Consider the following 26,325-nt stretch of genomic DNA (forward strand, 5'->3'; position numbering starts at 1 on the left):
TGGATTTAGGAATTAAGATGATTAACCTACAAATGGATTAGCGAAGATGAAGAACAAGCCAATACCAACACCGATCATAGGCACAGCATCAAGAAGACCCGCGATTAAGAACATACGAGTTTGAAGTTGTGGAGCCAATTCTGGTTGACGAGCAACAGCTTCTAAAAAGCGACCACCCAAAAGACCAAAACCAATCGCAGTACCCAAAGCACCGAAAGCGATCAAGATAGCAGATGCAATTGCAACTAGACCTAAAGTGAGTTCCATGAAAAATTCCTCAGAGGTTAGGTTATTACCAAATTAAATTAAAAAAATTCAGCCCAACCATCATTTGATAGTTAGGCAATACCATTAATGTTTTTCGCTTGCCATGCTCAAGTAAACGATGGTAAGCATCATAAAGATGAATGCCTGCAACGTGATTACAAGAATGTGGAAGATCGCCCAAGGCACAGACAACGCCCATTGAATCCAGAACGGCAATAAAGCAATTAGGATAAAGATCAACTCACCGGCATACATGTTACCGAATAGTCGGAGAGCTAATGAAATCGGACGAGCAAGGAATGTTACCAATTCCAAAATCAAGTTCACTGGAATAAGCAACGCTTTTGCAACTGGATTACTTGGGTTAAATGGGTTAAGTGCCAACTCGCCAACGAAACCACCAACACCCTTTTCGCGGATGCTGTAGAACAAGATAAGTACAAATACAGATAAAGACATACCTAAAGTAATGTTTGGATCTGTAGATGGAACGATCTTGAAGTAAACGTGGTGAGGGTCCATACCAAATACGTTTGCACCTACAAACGCTGCAACTTGAGGAATCCAGTCAACTGGGATCAAGTCCATTAAGTTCATGAGGAAAATCCACACGAAAATAGTGAGTGCAAGCGGAGCGATTAAACGTGATTTGCCATGAAAAGTATCACGGACACTTGAGTCAACAAACTCAATGATCATTTCGATTGCTGACTGGAATTTAGTTGGAACACCTGCATTTGCAGCTTTCGCAACGATCCAGAACATCAAACAGAAAATCACACCAAGGCCAATTGACCAACCCATTGAATCCAAGTGAATTGCAGTGAACCCCATCGAATGAGCTTCTTCAGCAGTCTCAGCCAATTTCCATGTACCGTCTGGCATTTTGCCATAGGTCATATTGGTCAAGTGATGCTTGATATACTCTGTCGAAGTGAGGGCATGTTCTTCAGCAGCCATAAATCACACCTGGTCAATGTCAATTACTAAAAAGAAGGGAAACGAACATCGGCGTACTGTCGATATCTCGCCACCCTCCAAAAAATCTTCAATTCTTCTTGTTTCTACACCCGTTTTTGTAGACGTGACACCCAAAACGGAGCGACCCACGACATTGCCTGAACGAGAATAAAACCAAACAGCAATGCTAACGGTGATAAAGGTTTAACATTGCTCAAAATCAAAATAAATCCAACGATCATGATTGCAAATTTGCCTAACATGCCCCTATACATGTTAGACAGCACTTGTTTTGATGCTCGTGCACCTGCTGTTCTGAAGGATTGCCACGAAAAATAACCCGTAGCAAGCCAGCAGACCAACGCACCAAGTGCCGCACTTAATGCTGCTGTCATGTCTTTTATGCTCCACGCCACAAGTGCGGAAACAGGGATCATACATGCTTGTAAGAAGACCAAAGCTTTTGCTAATCGTCGGTCAATCAAGCGACTAGTTTGGCTCATTATTTATCCACTCACAGCATAAATGCTTGACAAGTTTAGCTGATGATCGCTTTTAATCGCAGGCATTATAGAGTTACACCCCTGAACATGCAATCTTTTCCCGACTTTAGTCGGGGTTTTTCATGACAGGTGGTGCTGACGCTACAGTCAGCCTTTGTTTACTTTTTATCTTACTTTTGCGTACTTAATACACATTTATCTGTTTTTATAGCCAGTTTCTTCCATGCAGTGACGAAATCATCCTCATTATTCATGCTCTCGTCTACTGGTTGAAAAGTAATGTTACCTAATTTTTGATATTGACTCTTAGTGGTAAAACTCTCTGCCAACAAACACATCTGATTTTTTGGTCGACTATCATTAAGATACTTAATTTGAGCTGCTGTTGGTGCAACGTGAGGATCATCTGTTAAAGCACCAGCGAACTTTAAGTTTAGTGAACGTTCTAAATATTGATAGGCATCATGATACGCCCAATACGGTTTGCCATTACTTGAACTATCGTAAGCTTGTGCTGCCTGGAACATTTTACGAGCAAACACATTGGCGTTATTCCAGTACTTTGCTTTATTTTCAGGGTGTTGCTGAGAGCGCAAAGCAGCAATAAAGAAACCAATTCGAACTGCATTGTTGGGCTCTAACCATACATGTGTATCTACTGTATTAGGTAAAGCTGCACCGCGTGTACTTCGCTGGGGTAAAACAGAAACAATGCCACTATCTAATAGTGCAATCGCCTTTTTATTATTACCTAATAATTTATTTAAGGGCGCTTCATGCGCTTTACCCAACCAAATCACCAAAGATGCATCATTAATTGCTTTACGATGCGCTGGGGTTAATTGTACGTCATGCCCCGTTTGTCCCTTTAATAAGAGTTGTGGTTCTTCAACCCCTTGAGTGACTTCTTTTGCAATCAGATAAATCGGGTGTGTAGAAACCACCAAACCCTGACTCCACCCTAACGTACTCAAAAGTGAGAACATACTGAAAACAAAAAAACGGAACATGACAGACCATCAATTTAAATTAGCTCGAAGCATGTTATAATATAACAAAGTTACAAAAATACCTAAGATTAATCGAATGAAGCATCGCTTCATGCTAATATTCCGTTAAAAATTCGAGGTTATCCCTATGAGTTCCTGCTCGCATGAACATCATGATTCTTTGCATGGTGTGCATGATCACCATAATGTCGCAAGCCGTTTAGCTGAAGCAGAAAGTTTATGTTCTGCGACTGGCGCACGCCTTACACCTTTGCGCAAAGAAGTTCTGGAACTCATTTTAAATGCATCGGGTCCAATGGGTGCCTATGACTTATTGGCACGTATAAAAAGTCAAACTGATCGCCCTGCTGCGCCTCCAACTGTATATAGAACTTTAGATTTTTTATTAGAAAAAGGCCTCATTCACCGCCTAACTTCTATTAATGCGTATATTCCTTGCTGCCACCCGCGTGAAGGCCATCAAGCAGCATTCCTGATTTGTACCGAATGCCATATGGTTAAAGAGGCTTCTTCTCAAGGCCTCACACATCAGCTTGACCAGCTTGCAGCTTCAGATGATTTTGTGGCTCAACACAGCATTATTGAAATTTCGGGGAAATGCCAACAGTGCCGCACAACTCCTTAAATCCTGTATTAATTCAGCTTGAGCAGGTTTCTGTTCATCGTGATGATCGGGATATATTAAAAAAAGTTGATTTTGCCCTACATCAAAATGAAATTGTGTCTTTAATTGGACCCAATGGTGCAGGCAAATCAACACTAATTAAAGTTCTACTCGGTATTCTTCAGCCAAGTAGTGGGCGTGTTATCAATCATAAAAAACTTAAAATGGCTTATGTGCCACAAAAGTTTAATCCTTCACACAGTCTTCCTTTACGTGTTCAGGACCTTCTTGATTTAGAAAAATGCAACCCTGCCCTGCGTCAGGAAATTATTCAAGACACAGGTATTTCAAAGTTACAACAATCAAAAGTACAACAACTTTCAGGTGGAGAACGCCAAAGAGTACTATTGGCTCGTGCACTGCTTCGTCAGCCAGATATTTTAGTTCTTGATGAACCCATGCAAGGCCTAGATATTCAGTCAGAAGCGGAACTTTATGATTATGTTCGCAGTCTGCCAGATCGATATGGTTGCGCGATCTTAATTGTTTCTCATGACTTACAATGGGTGATGCAAGGAACACACCGTGTGGTGTGTTTAAATAAACATATTTGCTGTAGCGGGCTGCCCGAAAATATCCAACAACATCCTGAATATCAGGCAATATTTGGAACTCAAAGGGTTTTCTATCAACATCATCATGACCATTGTGCTCACGGTGATGCTGCACACCCCTGCCCTCATAATGACCGTCCTCATATTCACCCAGAACCGGAAGCTTAAGCCATGATGGAATGGTTACAATTATTGTTACCCGCATGGATTATGGGAACTCTGCTGGTATTTTTAACTGCACCTCTGGGTTGTTTAATGCTTTGGAGACGCATGTCTTTTTTTGCTGACACGATGGCGCACGGAACACTACTTGGGGTAGCTATTGCGGGAGCTTTAAGTCTTCCATTATGGCTGGGTGTTGCAGGTACAGCGGTTTTACTGGTAGGCGTTTTATGGGCTTTACATGACAACCGTTTACCCAATGATGCTCTACTAGCCTTATGTTCAGCAACATTACTCTGTAGTGGCCTGTTGTTTATTCAACATGTTCCAAGTTTAAGACCAGAGCTTTTAAGTTATTTGTTTGGTGATTTGCTTAGTATTGATTGGCCAGATCTTCCTGTTTTCACTTTAATTATTGCGATATCACTCGTAATTCTTTACCGTTTTTGGCAGCCACAAATACAATTTGCAATTGATCCGGATATCGCAATTAGTGAAGGGGTGAATGCAAACTGGCAACGCCTTATTTTTATGCTGTTATTGGCTTTATTTACAGTTTTAGCTTTGCGTGCTGTAGGTTCTTTGCTAATGGGTGCATTACTCGTAATACCAGCTTTAAGCGCTCGCCTACTAGCAAACTCACCAAAGCAAATGGTTATTTGGGCATTCGTGTTAGCCCAGCTCGGTGTTAGTGTCGGTTTATGGTCAAGTGCAGCACTTAATATCTCTACAGGTCTTAGTATTGTTTTATGTATGGCATTAAGTTTTGCCGTTATTTTTATAACTCAAAAACTAAAAAATCAGACACAGGCGTCCTAAACTAGGCCGCCTGATGAACTGTGCTCAATAATAAAGCCGCACAGCTAAACATCACAGCAAAGCCCCGATTTAAATATTTTTGCTGTCTAGGGGACCGAAGTAATCTTAAAACCTTGGATGCCAGCCCCGTATATCCAGCCATTACAATCAAATCGATCGTAATCATAGTGGCCGCCATAATTAGATATTGTATCCATTGGGGCTTACTCAAATCTAAGAACTGCGGCAGAACTGCCAATAAAAATACGATCGCCTTAGGATTGCTAATATTAACCACAAAACCATTTAATAGCAGAGCTAAAGCAGACTTATCTCTTTTTTCTTGTTGAATTTCTATATCTTTTACAGGTGCTGTCCACTGTAAATAAGCCAAATACAATAAATAGGCTACACCGAACCACTTAACGGCCTGAAAAGCTAAAGGAGTCGTTGCAAATAAGACCCCAACACCTGCTGCCACCACCATAATTTGAAGCACCAAGGCAACTTGCAAACCGATTGCATTCCAGTAACCATGTCTAAATCCATAGTTTAGACCACCCGACATTGAGGCAATAGCTCCCGCACCTGGAGAGATACTAATGACCCAACAGGCCAACATATAGGCAAACCAAACTTGCAAAGACATAGTAAAAATAGACAATAAAAGTGGAATTATACTGTTTTATAAAACTATATTGATGAGAATTCAAACAATAAAATCAAGAAATAGACTACTAACCGCTCTTCGCATCAGGCACAATAATTAAAGCTCATACTAAATTATAATTGAGGAGATACCTTCCAATGACTGCTCAATCTGTCATTTTGCCGTTGCCATCAGATCATGCCCGATTTATTGTTCTTCGTTTAAAAGACTTATCAATTGATGAATTAAAAGAACAACTCGAAGCGTTGTTTGAAACACGCGACCGTCTCATTACTCAGCATTCAGACGCGCAAATTAAAACAGCAGTCGCTTTTGGTCCAGAACTTTGGAAGCAACTTTACAGTCAATCTCCTGCTGGCTTTAAACAACTTGAACCAGAAAACGGCGCATTCAACATGCCAGTCGTTCCCGCTGATGTCCTCATCCATATTGCTAGTATGCGTTCTGATATTTGTTTTGCATTAAGCCAAGCATTTTTTGAAGGTATTAAAGATAAAGTTGAAGTTCTTGATGAGCGTGTTTGCTTCCGCTATTTTGATGGCCGAGATATTACAGGCTTTATAGACGGTACAGAAAACCCTCAATTTCCAGATGACCGTGCAGAAACAGCTCTATTGCCAGAAAGCGCGGGAGTTTTTGCTGATGGCAGTTTCATTTTCGCGCAGCGTTATGCACATGACTTAGAAAAATGGAAAAAACTAAAAGTTGATGCTCAAGAAAATGTCATGGGTCGTACTAAGCTTGAGTCAATTGAACTAGATGATGACGTTAAACCAGAAAATGCTCATGTCGCACGTACTGTTGTCGAAGATGATGAAGGCGAAGAAATGGAAATCTTGCGTCATAGTCTGCCTTATGGCGACGGCAGAGGTGATCAGGGTTTATTTTTCATTGCGTACACCAAGGACCTAAATATTATTGATGCCATGTTAAAACGTATGTTTGGTACAAGTGGAGATGGTATCCATGATCGCTTATTGCATTTCGTAACACCATTAGACGGTGCATATTACTTCGCACCTAGTGAAGAATTGCTAGAAGAAGTTTTAGAAGACTAAAATAAAAAAGAGGAGCTTAAGCTCCTCTTTTTACGTTCTCAACCTTAGAAAGGAATACGCTTATATTTGCGGTATTCAGGTTTCCAAAATGATTGATCAATTTTTTGCTGTAGCAAATCATCACTAATCGTTACTGCCACGCCATCGGCCATTGCAGCTTTGGCAACTTCAAATGCAATCACTTTAGAGACTTGCTGAATTTCACCTAAAGGTGGCAATAAATCAGCTTGCGGATCTTTCAGTAATGGCGAGCAATTCGCTAAAGCACTACTTGAAGCCATTAACATATTTTCAGTAACGCGTTTAGCACCCGATGCCACCACCCCTAAGCCAATGCCCGGGAAAATGTACGAGTTATTACACTGAGAAATATTATAAAGCTTGCCGTGATGATTCACAGGAGCAAACGGGCTACCTGTTGCAATTAATGCTCTACCTTCAGTCCATTCCACAATATCAGCCGGTACTGCTTCAACACGTGAAGTTGGGTTAGACAATGGCATGACTATTGGGCGTTCACAATTCGCTGCCATGGTCTTAATAATCTCTTCTGTGAAGAGACCTGGTTGACCAGAAACACCAATTAACACTGTAGGCTTAGCATTTTTAACAACATCAAGGAGTGAAATCACTTCTTCAATATTGCCCCATTGATCAACCACTTCAGCTTTTTGCGCCAATTTGCGTTGGAAGTCCAATAAGTTTGGCTGATTTTCGGTAATCAAACCAAAACGATCCACCATATAAACGCGTGCACGGGCCTCAGAATCAGTCAGACCTTCAGCAACCATTTGTGCAACGATTTGCTCTGCAATACCACATCCCGCAGAGCCCGCACCTAAGAAAGCAATTGTTTGATCTTTTAATTGCTTGCCTGCTGCACGACTAGCAGCAATCAAACTACCTACAGATACCGCTGCTGTTCCTTGAATATCATCGTTAAAACAACAAATTTTATCGCGATATTTTTCTAGAAGTGGCATCGCATTTTTTTGTGCGAAATCTTCAAACTGAATTAATGCTTTTGGCCAACGACGCTTTACAGCTTCAATCACCATATCGACAAATGCATAATATTCATCGCCACTAATACGTGGCTGACGCCACCCCATATAGATCGGATCATTTAGTAGTTGTGGATTATTCGTCCCCACATCAATTGTGATTGGTAATGTATAGGCTGGGCTAATTCCACCACAAGCGGTGTAAAGTGAAAGTTTCCCAATAGGAATACCCATACCACCAATGCCTTGGTCGCCAAGACCTAAGATACGTTCACCATCAGTAATCACGATCACTTTTACATTATTTTTATTTACGTTTTGCAAAATATCATCAATCACATCACGATCTGGATATGAAATAAAAACACCACGATGACGACGATAGATATCGGAGAAACGTTGACATGCTTCACCCACTGTTGGGGTATAAATAATCGGCATCATTTCTTCAAGATGATTTTCGATTAAATGATAGAACAAGGTTTCGTTGGTATCTTGGATATTACGCAAATAGATATGTCGATTGATATCATCAGTAAAAGCGCAATATTGCTGATAAGAGCGCTGGCTCTGCTCTTCAATAGTTTCAATAATATGGGGGAGTAAACCGTGTAAGTTAAAGTTACTTCTTTCTTCTTCAGTGAAAGCCGAACCTTTATTTAAAAGTGGTAACTCTAAAAGTGTAAAACCTGCATATGGGATATAAAGGGGATGTTTACTTGGGTGTCCTGATATCATTGCCTATCTCATTTTCCAGCTTAGAGTAGAGAAAAACACGTTTTGTATGGTCTCTAAAACTCTTTGTGCGTATAAGCTTAAGCCTAATTCGATCAAAATAGATATTTTAAACCGTGATGTTAAAATTGAACACTATTTAGTTAAAACATGTTTAAAAATAAATGATAAAAATCAGCGTATTAATGTTTTTATAATTTTAAAAATTTCTTTTATTTTCTCAACTTTAAAAGCAATAATTATATGATTTAGCGGCAACAGGTATTTCCTCAGAAAATAGCATTAAATTAAACACATAATTTACTCACAAAAACTGCCCAAAAGGCTTGTAATTCTTTATTTTCAGAATAATAAGGGGATTCATCAACCAACATTCATTTAAAAAATAATCATCAGTAATTTGCATAAAGAATTATTGGAATATTAAATCCCCTCCCCTAAGTCATCGGAAATTTGCTATATTTGACGTTTTTCTGCGACATCTATTTTCGATTGATATGAATACGGCAATACAAGCAGCTCTCGACCATGCAGTGCAAACTCTTCAACAAGAAGGGGTGCTTCCTTCCGACTGGAAAAACACAAGCAACTTAACACGCACCAAAGACCGAAGCCATGGCGACTTTGCTTCTAATATTGCTATGATCGGCTCGAAAGCTGCTGGTATGAAACCACGCGATTTAGCTGAGAAAGTTCTAGCTGCATTACCCGAAGTGGCAGATATCAGTAAAGCTGAAATCGCAGGACCCGGATTTATTAACTTCTTTTTAAATGCAGACCAGCGTTTTGCTATTCTTGATCAAATTCAAGCACAAAAAGAAATTTTTGGTCGTAGCCAAGCAAATGCAGCGAAAAAGATTCAAGTCGAATTTGTTTCTGCAAACCCAACGTCTAGCCTACACGTAGGTCATGGACGTGGTGCGGCATATGGTATGACTGTTGCTAATTTACTTGAAGCAACGGGTGCTAAAGTTGACCGCGAGTACTACGTGAATGATGCTGGCCGTCAAATGGATATTTTGGCGACTTCTACTTATTTACGTTATTTGGAACTACTTGGACAAAACCTTGTATTCCCTAAAAATGCATATCAAGGCGATTACGTTAAAGAAATCGCACAAGGCATTATTGATAAAGATGGCGACGCTTACATTCGTGAAGTTGCGAATGTTTATAAAGACGTACCAGAAGATGTGCAATATGCTGAAGAGCTAGATAGTGAAGGCAACAAAGTTGTGTTATCTGGTGATAAAGAAAAGCATATTGATGGCCTTATTGCCAACTCACAACAATTATTGGGTGAAGGTTACCGCGTATTCCACCAAGCTGCTCTTCATGCCATTTTAGATGACATTAAAGATGACCTTGCTGACTTTGGTGTAACGTTCAACCAATGGTTTAGTGAAGCATCTCTTAGTGCAAAAATTGATGAAGCTTTAGAAACACTTGATCAACGCGGCTTCCTTTATGAAAAAGATGGCAACATCTGGTTCAAGTCGACTGAATTTGGTGATGAAAAAGACCGTGTTGTTAAGCGTCGTAATGGCCAAACGACTTACTTTGCATCTGACATTGCATACCACTTAAATAAACTACAACGTGGTTATACTGACCTAATCGATATTTGGGGTTCTGACCACCATGGCTATATTTCTCGCGTAAAAGCGGCGATTGATGCAATGGGTTACGACTCTAAGAAATTGACTGTTCTTTTAGTTCAGTTCGTAAGTTTATGGCGTGGCGGCGAGATGGTTCAAATGTCTTCTCGTTCAGGTCAATTCGTGACTTTACGTGACTTACGTAAAGAAGTGGGCAATGACGCAGCTCGTTTCTACTACGTAATGCGTAAGAGTGAACAACACATCGACTTTGACCTTGACCTTGCTGTTTCACAAAGTAAAGACAATGCTGTGTACTATATTCAATATGCACACGCACGTATTTGTCGCATGTTAGAAAAAGCAGTAAGCACAGATTTACAATTCGATGTAAACGCTGCTCGTCCACATGCAGCTCGCTTGTCTCTTGATGCAGAAACTGAGATTCTTGCTAAACTGGCTGCATACCCAGACGCGGTATTACGTGCTGCAAATGCATATGAACCTCATCAGGTTGGTAACTACTTAAAAGAGTTAGCTGCCCTGTTCCACGGTTGGTACAATGAACATAAAGTATTAAGCGATGATGCAGAGCTTACACAAGCCCGTTTATTGCTTTCAATCAATGTACAACAAGTACTTCGTAATGGTTTAGAATTACTTGGTGTATCTGCACCAGAATCTATGTAATAAATATATTGCATGACAGCAAATTAAAGGTCATGCAATATATAGTAAGCGGTGGTTTGTAGAGTTAAAATATCGATACAAACCACTGTTTTTTAGCATCGTAAGACGAGACTCAAACTCGAATTAAAAAACAATCAAAATACAGAGGAATAATCCACGTGTTTGGCAAAACGCAACGCGGTGTATCTGAAAGACCTAATAAGACTAAAAAGCCCCTAATTCCCAAATGGTTAGGGACACTTGTCGCTATTTTGGCGGTCTTATGTATCGCTGTAATGCTTATGCTTTGGAAACCTTGGCAACCTGTTCCTGCGAAAAATCAGATTACTTCTGAACATTATCAAGAAGAAGATACTAATAAAGACTATCGCTTCTACGACCTATTGCCTCAACAACAGGTTACCCCTATTCCTGAACAAGCGATCCCTGAAAGTAAAAATCAAGGCACTGCTATGATCGTTGAGGCACCAAGTACCACTCAACCAGCTGCCTCTGAAAGTGTAGGAATTGACCCGAATCAGTCAGCTACAACTCCTCAGCAACCTACCTATATTTTACAAGTTCGTAGCTATAATGATCCTGATCAGGCTGATGCCCGCCGTGCAGAAATCATTTTAAATGGCTTATCTGCCGATGTAGTCAAAAGTACTGAAAACGGACAAACATGGTATCGCGTTATTTCTGGACCGTATGATACTCAAGACGCTGCCTTGGCTGCTCAGCAGACCTTACAACACAGTGGTATTGACTCAATCGTGATCAAACGCAAATAAAATGAAAATAAAAAAGGAACAAATATTTGTTCCTTTTCTTTTAGATATCAGCACAATTCCTTTCATTAGAACCAATTCCCTTTTGTCTCGCTTTTTGAAACGCAGGTCTTTGCTGAATACGGTGTAAAAACGCTTGAATATGAGGGTATTTACCCTGTAAGCGAGATTGTAAAGCTTCCAAAGGAAAGCTCATTTGAATATCAGCGAATGAAAAATCACCTGCAAAATATTCATGCTCTGCCAAATAGTTTTCTAAAAAACTAATATGATCTTTCATACGTGGTCGAACAAAATTTGCCTTCACCCCTTCCGTGATTTTTTTAGCTACTGGTTGAATTAACCATGGCACATGCTTGTTTACACTATTCATGACCAAAGTCATGACTAATAACGGCATAAGTGAACCTTCTGCATAGTGCATCCAGTAAATATACTGCTGTAAATCTTGTGGCTCTGTAGGTTTAAATTGTTGCTTCTGATCATAACGCTGCTGTAAATATTCTAAAATCACAGCAGATTCTGCGATGACTTGTTCATCATCAGTCAAAATCGGAGCTTTACCTAAAGGATGAATACATTTCAATGTTTCTGGAGCGGAATAGTTAGGTAAGCGTTGATAATAATGAATATCATAATCTAAGCCTAATTCTTCTAAAGCCCATAAAATTCGAAACGATCGCGAACATTCCAGGTGGTGTACACTAATCATGTTATTGCCTGCTTTTATTTTTCTTTTTTACATAAAAAACAGCATGTGAACATGCTGTTTTATTCCATTTGTGGGATGGATATAAAATCATCCACCTCAACAAAATAGCATTTTTACACTGTAACAAGCACAGTATGAATGTCTAAACTACGTAACAAAGTTTTAGTGACTGGGGTTTTACCGCATACCGCTAAGATTTTTTGTTGAAGCTCTTCGTTTGGCAAGTCTTTAAAAACAATACGACGTTCTATATGTTCTTCATGTTCTCTATTGGTATGAAAATCGATTTCAACCGAAAACTCACCAAAATCATAACCCTTATGCTTTGCGTACATTCTTAAAGTAATAAGCGTACACGCGGCTAAACTTCCAGTGAGCAAATCGTATGGAGCTGGACCCTGGTCTTGCCCTTCTAGCTTCTCTGGCTCATCACAAAAATATTGGTGGCGACCACTGGTGATTTCGCCCTTCCATTGTTCAGCAAGGGGCTTTGCTTTACTGCTTGCGATTACTGCTGTCATTTTGATGCTCTCATTTGATCTGGAAGAACAGGGGCTTCTAAACGTGCACCAACATAATTTGGGATTTCACCAAAACGTGCATCATGGTTAATCCATTGCTCACGGGCTTCTTTTAAATCATCCATTGTACGTGCAACAAAGTTCCACCAGAGTAAAATTGGTGTTTCAAACGGTTCACCGCCAATCAAAAGAATACGGTTACCTTTTTTTACTTCAATCTCAATTTCACTAAGACCCGTATCTAATACCACCATGTTGTCAGCAGTTAACTCATGGCCATTTACATGAGCACTACCCTCAAGCGCCATAAAACCATATTCATAATTAGGATTTAATGGAATGCGGGTTTTCGTATCTTCGGTAGCAATGAGGTCAACACCCACTAACGGCGTATGTACCAAGACTGGAGAAGTAGTTGCCAAATATTCACCCACAAGCACGGTAAACTCTAGACCGTCTTTCTCAACAACAGGCAGTTCAGGATAATGTTCAAATTTCGGGTCCATGTTGCGCTTAGCATCTGGTAAGGCAATCCAGAGCTGAGCAGCGTGCATTTGAGTTTCTGTATCAGGTGCAACTTCTGTATGTGAAATTCCGTGCCCTGCCGTCATTAAATTAACTTGTTTAGGTCGAATCAGTTGTTTTGAGCCTAGACTATCGGTATGCATCATGGTGCCTTCAATCATCCACGTGAAGGTTTGCAAACCAATATGAGGATGAGGACCAACATCTAAACCATCACCCGCCGGAAAAGTGACTGGGCCCGCATGATCTAGGAAACACCACGCACCAATCATTCGTTTTTGTCGGCTAGGTAAAGCCCGCTTAATGACTGTCCCCTGTCCAATTTCAGCAGAGCGAATTGGAAATTCCTGAATAAACTGATTGGCAAATTTTTCGCAATCCTTTGAATCAGAAATATCGTAATCATTATTATTGCTCATGATATTACTCTCTTTTACCTATGCTTTTGCAATGAGTCGTTGTAATGATCTTAACAATACACTCATTATTCAATATAGTCTTTTAGTAATACACAGGGTGCTATGAATGAGACAATCATTTGTTAATTACATAACATTAAAGCTGCATTGAGCAGCTTACGATGATTGAGTTTTAACGAGCTGTTTCAGGTTTTTCATAAATTGACCAAATTGTGGGAGAAACTCTTGAAATAGTGGGTGGTCACGGTTTTCAAGCATAACCTCACTAAAAAGTTTTAGCCCAACTCCAAAAGATTTTGTTGTTTCATCATCAAAAAAATCTGCTTTTTTTAAGCGTTCAACAATTTCAAAAATATCGTCATGATTTCCCGCATAGAACTCAAGGCGTTCAGTATAAGTAGAGGCCTCTCCTTTTGCATTTTTTAAGTGTTGTACCGTGACATGATATTGATGTTGTTTCATATATAAATTCTCTCTTAAAAATTAATAACTTTGAAGAATTTCAACTTGTTTAAGGTCGACTTATAGGCGCCCAATCGCAACAGCAGCCTGATCAATTTTTTCGGCAATTTGATAAATCTGCTCTTGCTGTAAACCTGCCGAGTTCAACTTCAAACGTAAGGCTGTTTTTAGGTTTTCCATTGCACGGTGAATTTCGATTAATTCATCATTACTGTGGATTTCTCGTCTTAAACGTAGTTTTTCTAATAACTCTTTCAACTTGTCTTGTTGTTCAGTTAAGTAAGCTTTCCCAAATTCCGTGATTTGATATTGCTTACGCTCTACATCCAGCAAATTAATCAACTTCATTTCTTCAAGACTGGTTAATGTTGGATAAATTGTTCCTGCGCTTGGCGTATAGCCATCGCCTACCAAATCACTTATTTCTTTAATGATTTCATAGCCATGCTTTGGGCTTTGCTGAATAAGGTGGAGTACCAAAAGTTTCATGCGTCCAGCTTCAAAAAGTCTTCCACGGCGTCCCGAACGATGATGTTCAGCATGATGCTGTTCTGATTGTTGTTTCATCTTTTAAGATCCAAAATGATCAATTTATAATTATTAAGATATATCTTAATATATCTTTGATCAAGTAAAAGTAATAAGAGTTGATCTATTGCTTTGATAGTTATCAAAATTAATTTTTAGCTTTAAAATCTAAGTAATAAAAAAGAGTGCTTAAGCACTCTTATATAGCCACATGTTTAGCAAAGTCGGTAAATAAAGCCAGAATCAAAAAATTATTATGTGATCAGATTTCTTTTCTGCTCAAACTGCTCTTCAATTTTTGAACTCAAAAAATTGACAATAGGCTGCAAAGCATAATGCTCCTCTTGCCAATTTTGTTTGCCGATTTCCCCTCTATATTCCTGTATAAGTCGCTGCAATACGAATTTCTGCTCATCAGAAAGCTGAGACATAACCCATCGTGCAGCATTGTCTTTTGAAGCAATATCCTTCATCACTAAACTAAAATAGATCCGGCATAAAGCTAAAATCTGGTTTCTTTCATCTGCATCCTCATCCCAATGCGCTACAATTTCGGGATAAGTGTCAGACATTGCTTGCCATAGTTCTTGATCAGAAATTTCAGGTGCCCATTGGTTTAAAGCTGGCCCAAATAAAACTGTATGATGAGATCTCGCTTTTCTAAGCAATATACTAATATCTGGGTCTTTCTGTGAGCTCAATACTCCACCTTCTTTAAGCTCTTCACGCAGCCATTCACCAAATTGCATTTCATAACTTAAAGGATAAATTCCAGACTGAATCTCATCTTTTAATAAAATAGTAACTTCTAATGGCCTTTGTAATTCCCCAACAGGCTGTGAAATTTTTAGTAATTCTTGTGCAAGCTGCTCACGTAAAGCAGAAGTTAATGGTTGAGTGACCACGACCAGTACATCAAGATCACTTTCTGGCCCTAAACCACCGTCAACAGCTGAACCATAAAGATAAATTGCAAATAATGATTCCGCTAAAAGTTGCTGTAATTTTTCTTGTAGATATTCTAACTGAATTAAATCAGGCATCTCTCACCTCCTTCGGAAGAAACAGATATAAAAAAGGCAGGATTAAATCCTGCCTTTTCATTTAATTATTCCCACTCAATCGTTGCTGGTGGTTTAGATGACACGTCATATACGACACGTGATACATCTTTAATTTCATTCATAATACGCGTTGAGATTTTATCAACCAATTCGTATGGTAAATGTGCAAAACGAGCTGTCATAAAGTCAACCGTTTCAACTGCACGAAGCGCAATTACCCATGCATAACGACGACCATCACCTACTACGCCAACTGACTTAACTGGTTGGAACACAGCAAATGCTTGAGCAGTTTTATCATACCAACCGCTGTCACGAAGCTCTTGCATGAAGATATCATCAGCAAGACGAAGAATATCAGCATATTCCTTCTTCACTTCACCCAAAATACGAACACCTAAACCAGGGCCCGGGAATGGATGACGGTAAATCATGCTATGTGGCAAGCCAAGTGTAGTACCTAATTTACGAACTTCGTCTTTGAACAAGTCGCGTAAAGGTTCTACCAATTCAAATGCTAAATCTTCTGGTAAACCACCTACGTTGTGGTGAGATTTAATTACGTGTGCTTTACCTTGTTTACTTGCAGCAGATTCGATTACGTCTGGGTAAATCGTACCTTGTGCCAAGAATTTCACGCCATCAAGTTTACGTGCTTCTTCAGCAAATACTTCAATAAACTCGCGACCAATGATTTTACGTTTTTTCTCTGGATCAACTTCACCAGCCAATGCAGTTAAAAAGCGTTGTTCAGCATCTGCACGAATAACACGGATACCCATGTTTTCAGCAAACATTTGCATCACTTGGTCACCTTCGTTTAAACGAAGTAAACCGTTATCAACGAATACGCATGTTAACTGGTCGCCAATTGCTTTGTGTAAAAGCGCAGCAACGACAGATGAGTCAACACCACCTGAAAGGCCTAAAAGAACTTTTTCATTACCAATTTGTTCACGTAATTGTTCTACACGTAAATCAATGATGTGTTCAGGCGTCCAAAGACCACCACATCCACAAATTTTATGAACGAAGTTTGCAAGTAACTCTTCACCTTTTGCCGTGTGTGTTACTTCTGGGTGGAATTGCACGCCATAAAAACGACGCGTTTCATCACTTACAGCAGCAACTGGACAGCTTGGTGTGCTTGCAGTAATGGTAAAGCCTTCTGGAATCTGGCTAACTTTGTCACCGTGACTCATCCAAACATGAAGTTGGTTTTCGCGGTCTTGTAAGTTACCAATCAGTTGGTCGCGTTTAACGATATCAACTTCGGCATAACCAAACTCATGTACAGTACCCGGCTCAACTTTACCGCCTAACTGTTCAGACATGGTTTGCAAGCCATAGCAAATACCCAATACTGGAACGCCCAACTCAAACACTACTTGTGGTGCGCGAGGGCTGCCTTCTTCATGCACACTCTCAGGTCCACCTGACAAAATAATGCCATTTGGCTTAAAAGCGCGAATGTCTTCTTCAGACATATCAAAAGCATACATTTCAGAGTAAACACCAGCTTCACGTACACGACGTGCAATGAGCTGACTATATTGAGAGCCGAAATCCAGAATCAGGATACGATCTTCAGTAATTTGAGTATTGGTAGTCATGACAAACCACTAAATGGCAAAAGAATTAAGCGCGCCATTTTAACATTTTTCGCGCTTCGGCGCACCGCAAATCATCATATATCTTATTTTTTTCATATCAGAATCATTTCTATAATTGGATTGTTTGATATAAATCAAAATTTACTTATATTTATCAAATGTATGGGTTACGCTTAAAAACTCCATGGGTATTGATAAATTCATCACATTCTATGCAACATCGCCTTGAATTTGATGTTAAGATGAGCCGATAAAACAGGCATTACCATGGAAAGGTAAATACCATAAGCGATATTTGTCTGTGCTTAAACAATTATCCATTTTTATGGCTTGTTGCCCCCTATCAAAATCAATAGAAATCTAAGGAACAACAATGCTTCAAACTATGATTGCAGATTTCCAGCAACATTTTTGGTTGTATGTCTCTATTCCTTTTATGAGTGGTTTAATTGGCTATATCACCAAGGTGGTTGCCATCCAGATGATGTTTTCACCACTTGAATTTAAAGGTATTAAACCATTTTTGGGTTGGCAAGGCATTGTGCCTCGCAAAGCCGAGAAAATGGCAACCATTGCTGTTGAGCTTATGACAGCAAAGCTCATTAAGCCTGAAGAAATTTTTGCACGCCTAGATCCTAAACGTATTGCCAAAGAAATAGAAAAACCTCTACTTGCAGCGGCTGAAGATATTACCCGTGACGTTGCTCAAGAGTATCAGCCCGGTTTATGGGAAGGCATGCCAGAATTTGCTCGCCAAAGACTCATCCGTCGTGTGCAATCCAAAGCACCCGAAATCGTTGAACACATCATGAGCGAAGTACAGCGTGATGTGAATCGATACTTTGATATTAAACATCTTGTTATCAGCAACTTGCTTAAAGATAAACGTTTACTCAACAATATTTTTAAACGTGTAGGGAAACAAGAATTTAAATTTTTCAGTAATGTAGGTTTTGTATTTGGCTTCGGTATCGGTGTGATTCAGATGCTGTGCTGGATTGTCACTCAAGGAAAATATCCTTGGATGCTACCTTTGTTTGGTGGTTTTGTGGGTTTCTTCAGTGACTGGATTGCACTGCAAATGATGTTTAGACCACTTTATCCCAAAAAGATATTGGGTTACACATGGCAAGGTCTGTTTATTAAACGTCAAAATGAAGTTGCAGCTGACTATGCAGCTTTAATTTCTAAACAGCTTTTAACTTCACGTCACATGATGGAAGAGTTATTTTCGGGTACACATTCTGCGCGTGTTATTGATCTGGTTAACCGCCATGTCAAACAAGAAATTGATATGCAAGCTGGGGTTATTCGTCCTTTAGTTGTATATGCAATTGGCGGAGAAAAATATCAGAATATGAAATCACAAGTTGCTGAACGTATTATGCAACAGCTTCCAGAGACGATGAAATATGTAGAGTCTTATGCAGAAGATGCAATGAATATTCGTAGCACACTCATTGAGCGTATGCAAAAATTAACACCTTCTGAATTTGAAGGGATGTTACGTCCTGCATTTAAAGAAGATGAGTGGGCCTTGATTGCAGTCGGCGCAGTTCTTGGTTTCGTGGTTGGTGAATTGCAAATCCAATTTATGCTTTAATTTTTAAAATAAAGAAATAAAAAAACCGGATGAATTGCTCATCCGGTTTTTATTTTGTCTTGAATATTATTTCTCGATTGCATGATCCAGACTAATACGGCCAGCACCATGAAGCATTAGAAAGAATAAACCACCTGCCATTGCTAAGTTTTTCATAAAGTGGATGCCATTATTGTATTGTGCCGCTGCATCAGCCCCACCTTGGTGGAACAAGAATGCAGTTAAAATACTGAAGATACCAAGACCGAAAGCTGCAAAGCGTGCTTGGAAACCAAATAACAAGGCTAAACCACCACCAAACTCAACCAAGATAACTAAAGGAAGAATTCCACCTGGTACACCCATTGCTTCCATATATCCTGCAGTTGCTGCATAACCGGTAATTTTCCCCCAACCAGCAACAAGGAAGATATAAGCCATAAGAAGACGAGCAATAAGGCTAATAAAACTGTCCGCGCCTGATTGCGTTACGATATTTTTGACCACTACATTTGGATTAAACATTTTGCCACCTTTATTTAAATGCTTATTTATTGATGAGCTCATTCTAGGTTTGGGACATTGATAATTAAATACTCAAAATCCATATATATCGTTGCACAAACAGGATGATCAATTTGTATATTTTTGATGTTTTATACTGACTTTCTATAGGGTCACTGCTAGGATTTGAGCACGGTTTACCACTTAATCATCTCATGGAACTTCTTGATTTTATTCTACACGTTGATCAACATCTCGCCGAGTTTATTACAAATTACGGGACGTGGATTTATGGCATTTTATTTTTAATTATCTTTGTCGAAACCGGTTTAGTGGTTATGCCGTTTTTACCGGGAGATAGTTTACTATTTGCAGCTGGTGCTTTAGCAGCATCTACAGGTGCGATGGATCCATGGTTATTGGGTGCTCTACTCTTCATTGCTGCCGTTTTAGGCGATACAGTGAACTACCATATTGGTCGTTTTATCGGTCCACGTGTATTTGAAATGAATTCACGATTCATTAATAAGCAGCATTTAATTAAAACTCAAGAATTCTTTGCTCGTCATGGTGGCAAAACAATTATTTTTGCTCGCTTTGTTCCATTTGCCCGTACTTTTGCCCCTTTTGTTGCGGGTGCTGGCAGCATGAACTATAAGTTTTTCCTAACTTATAATGTGATTGGCGCATTTTGTTGGGTCGCTTCTTTTGTGGCTTTGGGCTATCTATTTGGAAATATGCCAATCGTTAAAGACAACTTCACTCATCTTATTTTTGGCATCATTATTATTAGTGTTTTACCGGGTATCATCGGCTTTATACGTGAAAAACTAAAAAGCCGGAAAACCAATGCTTAAGGCTTAATTTAGAAGAAACGGAATACCACTGGAAGCATACATAAAATAAGCAACATAGCCGATCCTTTATATAAATGATCGGCTTTTATTTTTTGTACTGGGCCCGTTAATAGTGCACGTCCAAAAATCATCCAGAAACTCGCAGCTGGAATGAGCGTCAATGTAAAAACACCAAATACCATTAGACAATTTTCAGGCGAATTCCATGTTTCGGCAGGGAAAATACCTGCAGCAAAAAGTAAAGATTTCGGATTTTTTAAGGTTGAGAAGAATAATTGACGTGGGCGAATGTTACGGTGAGTTTGACTAAATTGTTGTAAATGGGTGGTTTTCCATAATCGGAATGCCATCCAGAACACATACGCCACACTTATAATATGTAAAATGAGCAATAACGCCGGCCAAACTGGTGCTGCCAAATGAATAAACACAGCCCAAAAGCTAATACCGTAGGCATAGCCTAACCATTCCATAGGAATAAGCCAAAATGCTTTAGATAAACCTTGAGAATGAGCAGCGGTTGCAAGTAAAGCATTTGTTGGCCCAGGAATGAGCAAAACAGCCAACATTGCCAATACAAAAAACCAACTCTCAATCATAAAGTTTCCATAATATCCAAGATGGGGCCACCTTAAACGAAACAGGCAAAATATAGCAAGTTTATGAGGCTTTTTGATTACAGAAAATACAGAATTTTAGAAGCTTTAAAATTTATAAACTATTCATTTATATTAATTTTATTATGAAACATTTTGCTAAACTTTATTCATCACAACATGCCTTAGTTAGCATATTGTGATGCAAAGTTGACTATTAATTGGTCTTTTTACGGACAACAATTGGACAATTCTTGAACTGAGCAGCCTGAACAATCGCTTCTTGTTGGCCTAAAACACGTGAAAGTTCGGTATTTTTCGTTGAAGAAGACTGTCCCATATTCACAGAAATAGATGGGCCGAATCCCCAACCACCTCGTCCCCAGCCACCACCGAGTCCAAGACCAACACCCATACCTGTACTTTTTGGAGTTTGCACGCCATTGTCGATATATTGCTGAATACGGTTATATTCACTTTGTAGCTGTTGGCAGCTCAAAGATTGATATTGTGTTGGAGACACATAAGTCGGTTTTACCGTTGTAGCACAAGCGCCAAGGAGTAAAGTGGCTGCCACTAAAGGCGCAATATATAAGCCTTTCATCATTTTTCTCTTATCGTTTTGGCTCAATCTCACCAAACAATGTCTCATAAGCTTGAGTCAATTTATGTTCGGGTGCTAAATGGGCCAAAGGTAAATTTTTCTGATGCGATTCTTTCATCAAAATCGAAGGCGGTAACATGCTATTGAGTACAGGCAACCCTTCATCTTTTAACTGCTGAACCACTTCCCGAGGTAATTTTGCTTGGGATTGGAATTGATTCACCACAATTCCTTCAATTTCCAAGCGATCATTATGATCATCTTGCGTTTCGAGAACATTTTCAATCAATGTTTGTAACGCACGCTTTGAAAAAACATCACAGTCGAAAGGAATGAGTACTTTATCTGCCGCAATCAGAGCAGAGAGAGTAAAAAAGTTAAACGCTGGTGGTGTGTCTATATAGATACGGTCATATCGCCCAACTAAGTTTTGAATAGAGTCACGCAATTTATAAATTTTATGTTTACTTTCAAGCGCATGTTCAAGCGCGCCAAGTGTAGGACTTGCTGGAAGCACATCTAATTTTGCAAAAGGAGTTGAATGAACAAAACTGTCGAGATCTTTATTTCTTGGAGCTTTTAAAATTGAACCTAATGCGTTACCGATTAAACCCTTTTGTTGATTGTTGCCCAACACATCATCAAAGAAATTTTCGATATTTGGCTCTAAAATTGATTTTTCAGCAGAATAGGTTGCTTCGTCACCTAAAAGATACTGACTAGAATTGGCTTGAGGATCAAGATCGATCACCAATGTTCTTAAGCCATGTTTGGCACTAATTGCAGCCAAATTTACAGTAATACTTGATTTCCCTACACCGCCTTTTTGGTTAAACACCACACGAGTTAACATGTTTCCCTCTGCATATTATTTTACTGTACGCAGTTTAACCTAGAGCTTAATCAAAAAGGCAAAGAATGTAGAACAATTAAGCAAAAACAGGTTTCACAATCACTAAGATAATAATAGCAATAAATGCAATCGCACTAATGACCAAACCTGCACGACGCTGTGCCAACAAAAGAGTGTCATCTTTTTTAAAGGCTTTCATCAGGGAAGATAACAACACTAAAAATAGAATAATTTTAGCGTAAAACCACGGTTGTACTTGAAAGTCTTTCATGACTAACAAAATTGCACCCGTAATGAAAACCACGGTAAATGACAAATGTTGTAAGGCAACTAATACTTTACGCCCTGCTGGATTGGGTTGTTCACCTTGAACACCTATAAACAGAGTTGAAGCGCGTAAAACAAAGACCATAAGTGCAGCAGCTACCGCAGTCATATGAATAATTTTAGTGAGTAAATGTGCATCCATGAAATTAACCCTTAGCTTTTAGGTGCATGTGCACATTCTGGGCTAGCAGGAGCTTGACCTTGCCACTCACTTGGCAAATAAGCATGAATCGCTAAAGCATGAATTTGGCCTGGATTCATCAAATCAGAAGCTAACGCGTATACTTTTTGATGACGTTGAACTAAACGCAATCCATTAAATTCGTCGCTCACTATAATCACTTTAAAATGAGATTCCTTACCTGGAAAATAACCACCGTGCCCGGCAGACTCATTGAGCACTTCCAAATGGCTAGGTGCAAGTGTTTGTAACCGTTCAATCAACTGTTGTTCAAGGCTCATAGCTTTTCCTTTTACGATTATTCGTATATTTGAAACTAGTATACCCTGTCTACACACAAACAAAAGTTGCTCTTGTATGCTTTGACTTCAAACAAAATGTCTATTTATTCGGCAACTTAACAATAAAAATACCGCTAAATACTCATTTCTGTTTTTATTTTATGCAATCAGCATAATTATTTGCATAAAGTTGTTGACCCTTGTTTTGCTTAATGTATTATAAGCGGCACGCGGGAATAGCTCAGTTGGTAGAGCATAACCTTGCCAAGGTTGGGGTCGCGAGTTCGAGTCTCGTTTCCCGCTCCAAATTGGTTTTTTTTGAGAAAGTTTTAGTAAAAACTGCTTATATATGCGGGAATAGCTCAGTTGGTAGAGCATAACCTTGCCAAGGTTGGGGTCGCGAGTTCGAGTCTCGTTTCCCGCTCCAAATTTAAAAGGCCCTAGTCGAAAGACTGGGGCTTTTTTCTTTTTATCGATCCATGATTTTACGTTCTATCGATTCACAACATATTTTGAGAATAGCTCGACTCAAGCCCGAGTGTTTCATTAATAGACTCAGATTTTTAAACCACTAATTGTATCGAGTTAATCTAGTTATATTTGCACGGTACTGGCGTTATGCGATGCGTAGATATACATGGTACTAATTGAAAACAATCCAAGTTAAAGCGCTCTAGACTACATCTTTGTTGTAAACAGATCGAAAAGATAAAGTTATGATCATAGACATAGCTTTGGAAATAATATTCTTCTGCCTTTTGAATATCACGAGTTGAATCGAGAAAATCTATATGTTCAGCTAACACATGAAAGTTGAGCTTCTTTAAATGACGACTCATTCCTTCGCCAGTACATTTAATATAGGATTCTTTTAAGGTCCATATTTGAAAAAACCGTTGATATACAGTGGATGGATCAATCCTTTCATTTTCCTGAATCCATTCAATTTCACTTGGCGCTAACACGCTATCGACACGCATCCAATCGAACTCACGGTCCACCCGTTCAACATCGACTCCTATTTCCCCTTCTTCAGTCACCGCAAGAACAATAACGTCTGCTGAATGACTAAGATTGAAATAAACAGCTTTATTGCCTTGTATAAAAGGTTTGCCGTTAGGTTGTAATTGAATGTTGACCTCATGGGGTGAAATACCTAACTTATCTGCTAAAACAGACTTCGTTAAGACACGAGAAATTAAGAAAAGACGTGCAGCATGAGGATGATATTGATCATATCTCAACTTTTCTGCCGCATTGAGAAAGCTGAGATAATGACTCAATATGAGATGGTTTTGTGGCACCCGTGAAACTGGGCAGACATAAACCTGTACTTTGGAAATATCAGACATCACTGAGCTGTACTGTGGTGCTGATGTATTTAGTTAGAACTGGTGTGAGATAATCATAAACCGCTTCTACATGAGTAACGTGCGGATTATGGCCTGCGCCAGCAATGATATGTACAGGGATATTAGGACTTATTGTAGTAACAATTGGGTCCTTCTCTCCAACAATGATTTCAACTTTAGAGCCAAGTTCGTTTAACAAAGCTGTTTGAGATACTCTCTGCTGAGGCAAACTAATACGATGCATATACTCACTAATATGCTTGGCTACCGACACTCGGCGTAATGAATCCATCGCATAACCAACAGATAGATTTTTTTGCCCATCTGGATGCAGATTTTTAGCAATCTTATCTTTCGATACAAAACGGAAAATTAGATTAGAGATCGTTTGTATTTGAAGTATTTTTGCGGCCTGTGCCTGCACGAAATAAGGAGATATAAGGATAAGACGTGCAACTTTATTTGGATATTTCTGTGCAAGACTCAATGCAAATAAACATCCTAACGAGTGAGCAATAACAACACTATTTGGTGCTAAAAGCTTTGCAGCATTATCAATAAACTGATGATTGTTATCTTCCATCACCCCATAACTACCTGAACGCCCAAGTCCAGGTAGGTCCATCATAGCAACCTGATCATAGGTGATTTTATTAATTATTGGGAACCAACATGTGCTATCGAATGGAATGCCGTGTAAAAACAATGCAGAAGATTTTTCTGAACCAACTGGTTGTTTAGTGTAGATTTCTGTCCAATATCGATTCTGATAGCTGAAACAGCTAGGTGTTGGTGCTTGCATACGACCAAAACGTGTAAGCACCAGACGATCAATCCAACGAGAAAAATAAGGACTGGTATTGATTAGGTCTGCGATACCCATCTTAACAGCCATCTTTTCTGTCTCAGCGACATGATAGTTTTCATTAGAAATGAAAGCGAGCTGCTCTTTTGAGCCACCCAGCAATACCTCAGGTAATTTCTCGAGCAGAACTTTAGGTATTTGCAAATGTGGTGCGATAACCCCTAAGTGCTCAGCAGCTAGGTTAACTAGATGATGACATTTAGGTGTCGCAGGATCAAGTAATACATACTCCTGAGCAATGGTCTCAGGAAAAGATATCGTTCGGATGAGAAAGCTCACGATATATTGCATATTGCAGAGTGGTAGGAATGTATCACTCCCACCAGGCAGCGCCAGCAGACGTCCTTGATATAACTTATCAATCATTTCGGCAATACCAATATATTGCATATCGCCATAAGTATAAAAACCATCAATGACTGTCGCCGGATTTATTGCGGTCCATGGCACATTTAAACGCTTACATGTCTCAATAAAAGCTTGATGCCCTAAAATTTTCGAAGCTTCGTAACCACCATATTTATAATACAAATCATCAGCAGACTCTTGCGGCGGAGTAGCGACACGATATCCACCAATCCAGATAAATCGCTCAAGCTGCTTCAATGTCGCAGCCCATTCAATTAGAGCAAGTCCTGATTTAACATTCGTACGCTGAGCTTCAGCTTTGCTAATGCCCCAATTAAATGATGCTGCAAGATGATAAACAACATGGATCTTTTTTTGAGCATCCGTTAGTAGAGAGTCCAACTTAAAGTCATGACTTAAATCATACTCAACAAAAGAAATAGATGGATCTGTCAGCCCTTGTGTTGCAATGAAACCTAATAGCTTGTCTTTCTTAGTTGCCGCATTGCGTAGTGCAGCAATCACCTGATGACCTTCTCGTAGAAGTTCAACGATCAATCTGCTGCCAATAAAACCTGCTGCACCTGTTACTAATATGGTCTTCCGTGAAAAATTATCTTTTTTTGCATTATTTAAATTATTCATAAATCACCTTAATTAGGGACTGCAAACTCCAGCATTGTTTTTG

The 26,325-nt window shown here is 39.3% G+C and carries 29 protein-coding genes and 2 tRNA genes; 10 read left to right on the forward strand and 21 right to left on the reverse strand.

Annotated features, from left to right (window positions below):
- Positions 1–21: 21 nt before the first annotated feature.
- The 4 genes from atpE to RMA94_RS06040 all read right to left on the reverse strand — a co-directional run bounded on the left by atpE (position 22) and on the right by RMA94_RS06040 (position 2,740).
- Entirely contained in the window at positions 22–267 is a 246-nt protein-coding gene (gene atpE / locus RMA94_RS06025; RefSeq protein ID WP_000424060.1) for a F0F1 ATP synthase subunit C, read from the reverse strand.
- A gap of 84 nt (positions 268–351) precedes the next feature.
- A complete protein-coding gene (atpB, locus tag RMA94_RS06030; protein ID WP_002114072.1) occupies positions 352–1,227 on the reverse strand; it encodes a F0F1 ATP synthase subunit A in 876 nt (291 codons plus the stop codon).
- Positions 1,228–1,331: 104 nt separating this feature from the next.
- Entirely contained in the window at positions 1,332–1,730 is a 399-nt protein-coding gene (locus tag RMA94_RS06035) for an ATP synthase subunit I (protein ID WP_005072004.1), read from the reverse strand.
- Between the two features lie 170 nt (positions 1,731–1,900).
- Positions 1,901–2,740, reverse strand: a complete 840-nt coding sequence (locus tag RMA94_RS06040) for a metal ABC transporter solute-binding protein, Zn/Mn family (RefSeq protein WP_002114115.1) — start codon at positions 2,738–2,740, stop codon at positions 1,901–1,903.
- 127 nt (positions 2,741–2,867) lie between these two features.
- Between RMA94_RS06040 and RMA94_RS06045 the strand changes: the two genes are divergently transcribed.
- From RMA94_RS06045 to znuB, 3 genes are read left to right on the forward strand one after another with little or no spacing between them, the layout of a single operon-like run.
- Positions 2,868–3,365, forward strand: coding sequence for a transcriptional repressor (locus RMA94_RS06045; protein ID WP_002114130.1), 498 nt, complete (start codon positions 2,868–2,870; stop codon positions 3,363–3,365).
- Positions 3,338–4,126: a zinc ABC transporter ATP-binding protein ZnuC gene (gene znuC / locus RMA94_RS06050; RefSeq protein ID WP_311082221.1), complete on the forward strand. Its 789-nt coding sequence runs from the start codon at positions 3,338–3,340 to the stop codon at positions 4,124–4,126. Before RMA94_RS06045 ends, znuC begins: the two co-directional genes overlap by 28 nt.
- A gap of 3 nt (positions 4,127–4,129) precedes the next feature.
- Entirely contained in the window at positions 4,130–4,939 is an 810-nt protein-coding gene (znuB, locus tag RMA94_RS06055) for a zinc ABC transporter permease subunit ZnuB (RefSeq protein ID WP_005079538.1), read from the forward strand.
- Between the two features lies 1 nt (position 4,940).
- On the opposite strand, the gene RMA94_RS06060 is transcribed toward znuB, so the two are convergent.
- Positions 4,941–5,567, reverse strand: coding sequence for a LysE family transporter (locus RMA94_RS06060; RefSeq protein WP_311082223.1), 627 nt, complete (start codon positions 5,565–5,567; stop codon positions 4,941–4,943).
- A gap of 158 nt (positions 5,568–5,725) precedes the next feature.
- Between RMA94_RS06060 and RMA94_RS06065 the strand changes: the two genes are divergently transcribed.
- Complete coding sequence (locus RMA94_RS06065) at positions 5,726–6,646, forward strand: Dyp-type peroxidase (RefSeq protein ID WP_057086146.1); 921 nt, start codon at positions 5,726–5,728, stop codon at positions 6,644–6,646.
- A gap of 44 nt (positions 6,647–6,690) precedes the next feature.
- On the opposite strand, the gene RMA94_RS06070 is transcribed toward RMA94_RS06065, so the two are convergent.
- On the reverse strand, positions 6,691–8,388 hold the full coding sequence (locus tag RMA94_RS06070; protein WP_002114135.1) for an NAD-dependent malic enzyme: 1,698 nt from the start codon (positions 8,386–8,388) through the stop codon (positions 6,691–6,693).
- Between the two features lie 494 nt (positions 8,389–8,882).
- On the opposite strand from RMA94_RS06070, the gene argS reads away from it, so the two are divergent.
- Together argS and RMA94_RS06080 are read left to right on the forward strand one after the other, a co-directional pair.
- Positions 8,883–10,673, forward strand: coding sequence for an arginine--tRNA ligase (gene argS, locus RMA94_RS06075; protein ID WP_311082227.1), 1,791 nt, complete (start codon positions 8,883–8,885; stop codon positions 10,671–10,673).
- Between the two features lie 158 nt (positions 10,674–10,831).
- A complete protein-coding gene (locus RMA94_RS06080) occupies positions 10,832–11,446 on the forward strand; it encodes an SPOR domain-containing protein (RefSeq protein ID WP_199978255.1) in 615 nt (204 codons plus the stop codon).
- A gap of 40 nt (positions 11,447–11,486) precedes the next feature.
- Here RMA94_RS06080 and RMA94_RS06085 read toward each other — a convergent pair whose 3' ends face one another.
- The 7 genes from RMA94_RS06085 to guaA form a co-directional block, all read right to left on the reverse strand.
- Complete coding sequence (locus tag RMA94_RS06085) at positions 11,487–12,155, reverse strand: glutathione S-transferase family protein (protein WP_033851013.1); 669 nt, start codon at positions 12,153–12,155, stop codon at positions 11,487–11,489.
- A gap of 113 nt (positions 12,156–12,268) precedes the next feature.
- Positions 12,269–12,676 carry an OsmC family protein gene (locus tag RMA94_RS06090; RefSeq protein WP_014208118.1) on the reverse strand — a complete coding sequence of 136 codons (408 nt, stop codon included), beginning with the start codon at positions 12,674–12,676 and terminating at the stop codon, positions 12,269–12,271.
- The gene (locus RMA94_RS06095; protein ID WP_130174206.1) at positions 12,673–13,620 is read right to left on the reverse strand and encodes a pirin family protein; all 948 of its coding nucleotides are present in this window, start codon (positions 13,618–13,620) and stop codon (positions 12,673–12,675) included. Before RMA94_RS06095 ends, RMA94_RS06090 begins: the two co-directional genes overlap by 4 nt.
- A 156-nt stretch (positions 13,621–13,776) precedes the next feature.
- Positions 13,777–14,082, reverse strand: a complete 306-nt coding sequence (locus RMA94_RS06100; RefSeq protein WP_002114086.1) for a DUF3861 domain-containing protein — start codon at positions 14,080–14,082, stop codon at positions 13,777–13,779.
- A gap of 60 nt (positions 14,083–14,142) precedes the next feature.
- The gene (locus tag RMA94_RS06105) at positions 14,143–14,649 is read right to left on the reverse strand and encodes a PadR family transcriptional regulator (protein ID WP_005071980.1); all 507 of its coding nucleotides are present in this window, start codon (positions 14,647–14,649) and stop codon (positions 14,143–14,145) included.
- 215 nt (positions 14,650–14,864) lie between these two features.
- The gene (locus RMA94_RS06110) at positions 14,865–15,653 is read right to left on the reverse strand and encodes an ANT(3'')-II family aminoglycoside nucleotidyltransferase (protein WP_130174205.1); all 789 of its coding nucleotides are present in this window, start codon (positions 15,651–15,653) and stop codon (positions 14,865–14,867) included.
- Positions 15,654–15,718: 65 nt separating this feature from the next.
- Positions 15,719–17,287: a glutamine-hydrolyzing GMP synthase gene (gene guaA / locus RMA94_RS06115; RefSeq protein ID WP_130119823.1), complete on the reverse strand. Its 1,569-nt coding sequence runs from the start codon at positions 17,285–17,287 to the stop codon at positions 15,719–15,721.
- A gap of 385 nt (positions 17,288–17,672) precedes the next feature.
- Between guaA and RMA94_RS06120 the strand changes: the two genes are divergently transcribed.
- Positions 17,673–18,890 (forward strand): DUF445 domain-containing protein, encoded by a 1,218-nt coding sequence (locus RMA94_RS06120; protein WP_014208114.1) that lies wholly within the window; start codon positions 17,673–17,675, stop codon positions 18,888–18,890.
- Positions 18,891–18,956: 66 nt separating this feature from the next.
- Here the strand turns inward: RMA94_RS06120 and RMA94_RS06125 are convergent, their stop codons facing one another.
- Positions 18,957–19,394 carry a DoxX family protein gene (locus RMA94_RS06125; RefSeq protein ID WP_002114126.1) on the reverse strand — a complete coding sequence of 146 codons (438 nt, stop codon included), beginning with the start codon at positions 19,392–19,394 and terminating at the stop codon, positions 18,957–18,959.
- A gap of 194 nt (positions 19,395–19,588) precedes the next feature.
- On the opposite strand from RMA94_RS06125, the gene RMA94_RS06130 reads away from it, so the two are divergent.
- The gene (locus tag RMA94_RS06130) at positions 19,589–20,230 is read left to right on the forward strand and encodes a DedA family protein (RefSeq protein ID WP_005071971.1); all 642 of its coding nucleotides are present in this window, start codon (positions 19,589–19,591) and stop codon (positions 20,228–20,230) included.
- Positions 20,231–20,238: 8 nt separating this feature from the next.
- On the opposite strand, the gene RMA94_RS06135 is transcribed toward RMA94_RS06130, so the two are convergent.
- The 5 genes from RMA94_RS06135 to RMA94_RS06155 form a co-directional block, all read right to left on the reverse strand.
- A complete protein-coding gene (locus RMA94_RS06135; protein WP_002114078.1) occupies positions 20,239–20,829 on the reverse strand; it encodes a LysE family translocator in 591 nt (196 codons plus the stop codon).
- 214 nt (positions 20,830–21,043) lie between these two features.
- Positions 21,044–21,430: a hypothetical protein gene (locus tag RMA94_RS06140; protein ID WP_086394867.1), complete on the reverse strand. Its 387-nt coding sequence runs from the start codon at positions 21,428–21,430 to the stop codon at positions 21,044–21,046.
- Positions 21,431–21,440: 10 nt separating this feature from the next.
- Positions 21,441–22,283: a ParA family protein gene (locus RMA94_RS06145; RefSeq protein ID WP_005071966.1), complete on the reverse strand. Its 843-nt coding sequence runs from the start codon at positions 22,281–22,283 to the stop codon at positions 21,441–21,443.
- 76 nt (positions 22,284–22,359) lie between these two features.
- Complete coding sequence (locus tag RMA94_RS06150; RefSeq protein WP_005071964.1) at positions 22,360–22,752, reverse strand: SirB2 family protein; 393 nt, start codon at positions 22,750–22,752, stop codon at positions 22,360–22,362.
- An 11-nt stretch (positions 22,753–22,763) separates the two neighbouring features.
- Positions 22,764–23,072, reverse strand: coding sequence for a BolA family transcriptional regulator (locus RMA94_RS06155; RefSeq protein ID WP_032038538.1), 309 nt, complete (start codon positions 23,070–23,072; stop codon positions 22,764–22,766).
- A gap of 230 nt (positions 23,073–23,302) precedes the next feature.
- On the opposite strand from RMA94_RS06155, the gene RMA94_RS06160 reads away from it, so the two are divergent.
- Together RMA94_RS06160 and RMA94_RS06165 are read left to right on the forward strand one after the other, a co-directional pair.
- Positions 23,303–23,378 (forward strand) — tRNA-Gly (locus tag RMA94_RS06160).
- 45 nt (positions 23,379–23,423) lie between these two features.
- Positions 23,424–23,499 (forward strand) — tRNA-Gly (locus tag RMA94_RS06165).
- A 163-nt stretch (positions 23,500–23,662) separates the two neighbouring features.
- Here the strand turns inward: RMA94_RS06165 and RMA94_RS06170 are convergent.
- Both RMA94_RS06170 and RMA94_RS06175 read right to left on the reverse strand, forming a co-directional pair.
- A complete protein-coding gene (locus RMA94_RS06170) occupies positions 23,663–24,424 on the reverse strand; it encodes a 4'-phosphopantetheinyl transferase superfamily protein (protein ID WP_311082236.1) in 762 nt (253 codons plus the stop codon).
- A complete protein-coding gene (locus RMA94_RS06175) occupies positions 24,417–26,282 on the reverse strand; it encodes an alpha/beta fold hydrolase (protein WP_130625803.1) in 1,866 nt (621 codons plus the stop codon). Before RMA94_RS06175 ends, RMA94_RS06170 begins: the two co-directional genes overlap by 8 nt.
- Positions 26,283–26,325: the final 43 nt, after the last annotated feature.

Origin of the sequence: Acinetobacter sp. V115_6, assembly GCF_031799025.1 — a bacterium.
Classification (GTDB): domain Bacteria; phylum Pseudomonadota; class Gammaproteobacteria; order Pseudomonadales; family Moraxellaceae; genus Acinetobacter; species Acinetobacter pittii.

What these genes read in the sequence shown, in the direction of transcription:
- atpE (WP_000424060.1), bottom strand. Translation starts at nt 267, where the DNA reads ATGGAACTCACTTTAGGTCTAGTTGCAATTGCATCTGCTATCTTGATC.
- atpB (WP_002114072.1), bottom strand. Translation starts at nt 1,227, where the DNA reads ATGGCTGCTGAAGAACATGCCCTCACTTCGACAGAGTATATCAAGCAT.
- RMA94_RS06035 (WP_005072004.1), bottom strand. Translation starts at nt 1,730, where the DNA reads ATGAGCCAAACTAGTCGCTTGATTGACCGACGATTAGCAAAAGCTTTG.
- RMA94_RS06040 (WP_002114115.1), bottom strand. Translation starts at nt 2,740, where the DNA reads ATGTTCCGTTTTTTTGTTTTCAGTATGTTCTCACTTTTGAGTACGTTA.
- RMA94_RS06045 (WP_002114130.1), top strand. Translation starts at nt 2,868, where the DNA reads ATGAGTTCCTGCTCGCATGAACATCATGATTCTTTGCATGGTGTGCAT.
- znuC (WP_311082221.1), top strand. Translation starts at nt 3,338, where the DNA reads ATGCCAACAGTGCCGCACAACTCCTTAAATCCTGTATTAATTCAGCTT.
- znuB (WP_005079538.1), top strand. Translation starts at nt 4,130, where the DNA reads ATGATGGAATGGTTACAATTATTGTTACCCGCATGGATTATGGGAACT.
- RMA94_RS06060 (WP_311082223.1), bottom strand. Translation starts at nt 5,567, where the DNA reads ATGTCTTTGCAAGTTTGGTTTGCCTATATGTTGGCCTGTTGGGTCATT.
- RMA94_RS06065 (WP_057086146.1), top strand. Translation starts at nt 5,726, where the DNA reads ATGACTGCTCAATCTGTCATTTTGCCGTTGCCATCAGATCATGCCCGA.
- RMA94_RS06070 (WP_002114135.1), bottom strand. Translation starts at nt 8,388, where the DNA reads ATGATATCAGGACACCCAAGTAAACATCCCCTTTATATCCCATATGCA.
- argS (WP_311082227.1), top strand. Translation starts at nt 8,883, where the DNA reads ATGAATACGGCAATACAAGCAGCTCTCGACCATGCAGTGCAAACTCTT.
- RMA94_RS06085 (WP_033851013.1), bottom strand. Translation starts at nt 12,155, where the DNA reads ATGATTAGTGTACACCACCTGGAATGTTCGCGATCGTTTCGAATTTTA.
- RMA94_RS06090 (WP_014208118.1), bottom strand. Translation starts at nt 12,676, where the DNA reads ATGACAGCAGTAATCGCAAGCAGTAAAGCAAAGCCCCTTGCTGAACAA.
- RMA94_RS06095 (WP_130174206.1), bottom strand. Translation starts at nt 13,620, where the DNA reads ATGAGCAATAATAATGATTACGATATTTCTGATTCAAAGGATTGCGAA.
- RMA94_RS06100 (WP_002114086.1), bottom strand. Translation starts at nt 14,082, where the DNA reads ATGAAACAACATCAATATCATGTCACGGTACAACACTTAAAAAATGCA.
- RMA94_RS06105 (WP_005071980.1), bottom strand. Translation starts at nt 14,649, where the DNA reads ATGAAACAACAATCAGAACAGCATCATGCTGAACATCATCGTTCGGGA.
- RMA94_RS06110 (WP_130174205.1), bottom strand. Translation starts at nt 15,653, where the DNA reads ATGCCTGATTTAATTCAGTTAGAATATCTACAAGAAAAATTACAGCAA.
- guaA (WP_130119823.1), bottom strand. Translation starts at nt 17,287, where the DNA reads ATGACTACCAATACTCAAATTACTGAAGATCGTATCCTGATTCTGGAT.
- RMA94_RS06120 (WP_014208114.1), top strand. Translation starts at nt 17,673, where the DNA reads ATGATTGCAGATTTCCAGCAACATTTTTGGTTGTATGTCTCTATTCCT.
- RMA94_RS06125 (WP_002114126.1), bottom strand. Translation starts at nt 19,394, where the DNA reads ATGTTTAATCCAAATGTAGTGGTCAAAAATATCGTAACGCAATCAGGC.
- RMA94_RS06130 (WP_005071971.1), top strand. Translation starts at nt 19,589, where the DNA reads ATGGAACTTCTTGATTTTATTCTACACGTTGATCAACATCTCGCCGAG.
- RMA94_RS06135 (WP_002114078.1), bottom strand. Translation starts at nt 20,829, where the DNA reads ATGATTGAGAGTTGGTTTTTTGTATTGGCAATGTTGGCTGTTTTGCTC.
- RMA94_RS06140 (WP_086394867.1), bottom strand. Translation starts at nt 21,430, where the DNA reads ATGAAAGGCTTATATATTGCGCCTTTAGTGGCAGCCACTTTACTCCTT.
- RMA94_RS06145 (WP_005071966.1), bottom strand. Translation starts at nt 22,283, where the DNA reads ATGTTAACTCGTGTGGTGTTTAACCAAAAAGGCGGTGTAGGGAAATCA.
- RMA94_RS06150 (WP_005071964.1), bottom strand. Translation starts at nt 22,752, where the DNA reads ATGGATGCACATTTACTCACTAAAATTATTCATATGACTGCGGTAGCT.
- RMA94_RS06155 (WP_032038538.1), bottom strand. Translation starts at nt 23,072, where the DNA reads ATGAGCCTTGAACAACAGTTGATTGAACGGTTACAAACACTTGCACCT.
- RMA94_RS06170 (WP_311082236.1), bottom strand. Translation starts at nt 24,424, where the DNA reads ATGTCTGATATTTCCAAAGTACAGGTTTATGTCTGCCCAGTTTCACGG.
- RMA94_RS06175 (WP_130625803.1), bottom strand. Translation starts at nt 26,282, where the DNA reads ATGAATAATTTAAATAATGCAAAAAAAGATAATTTTTCACGGAAGACC.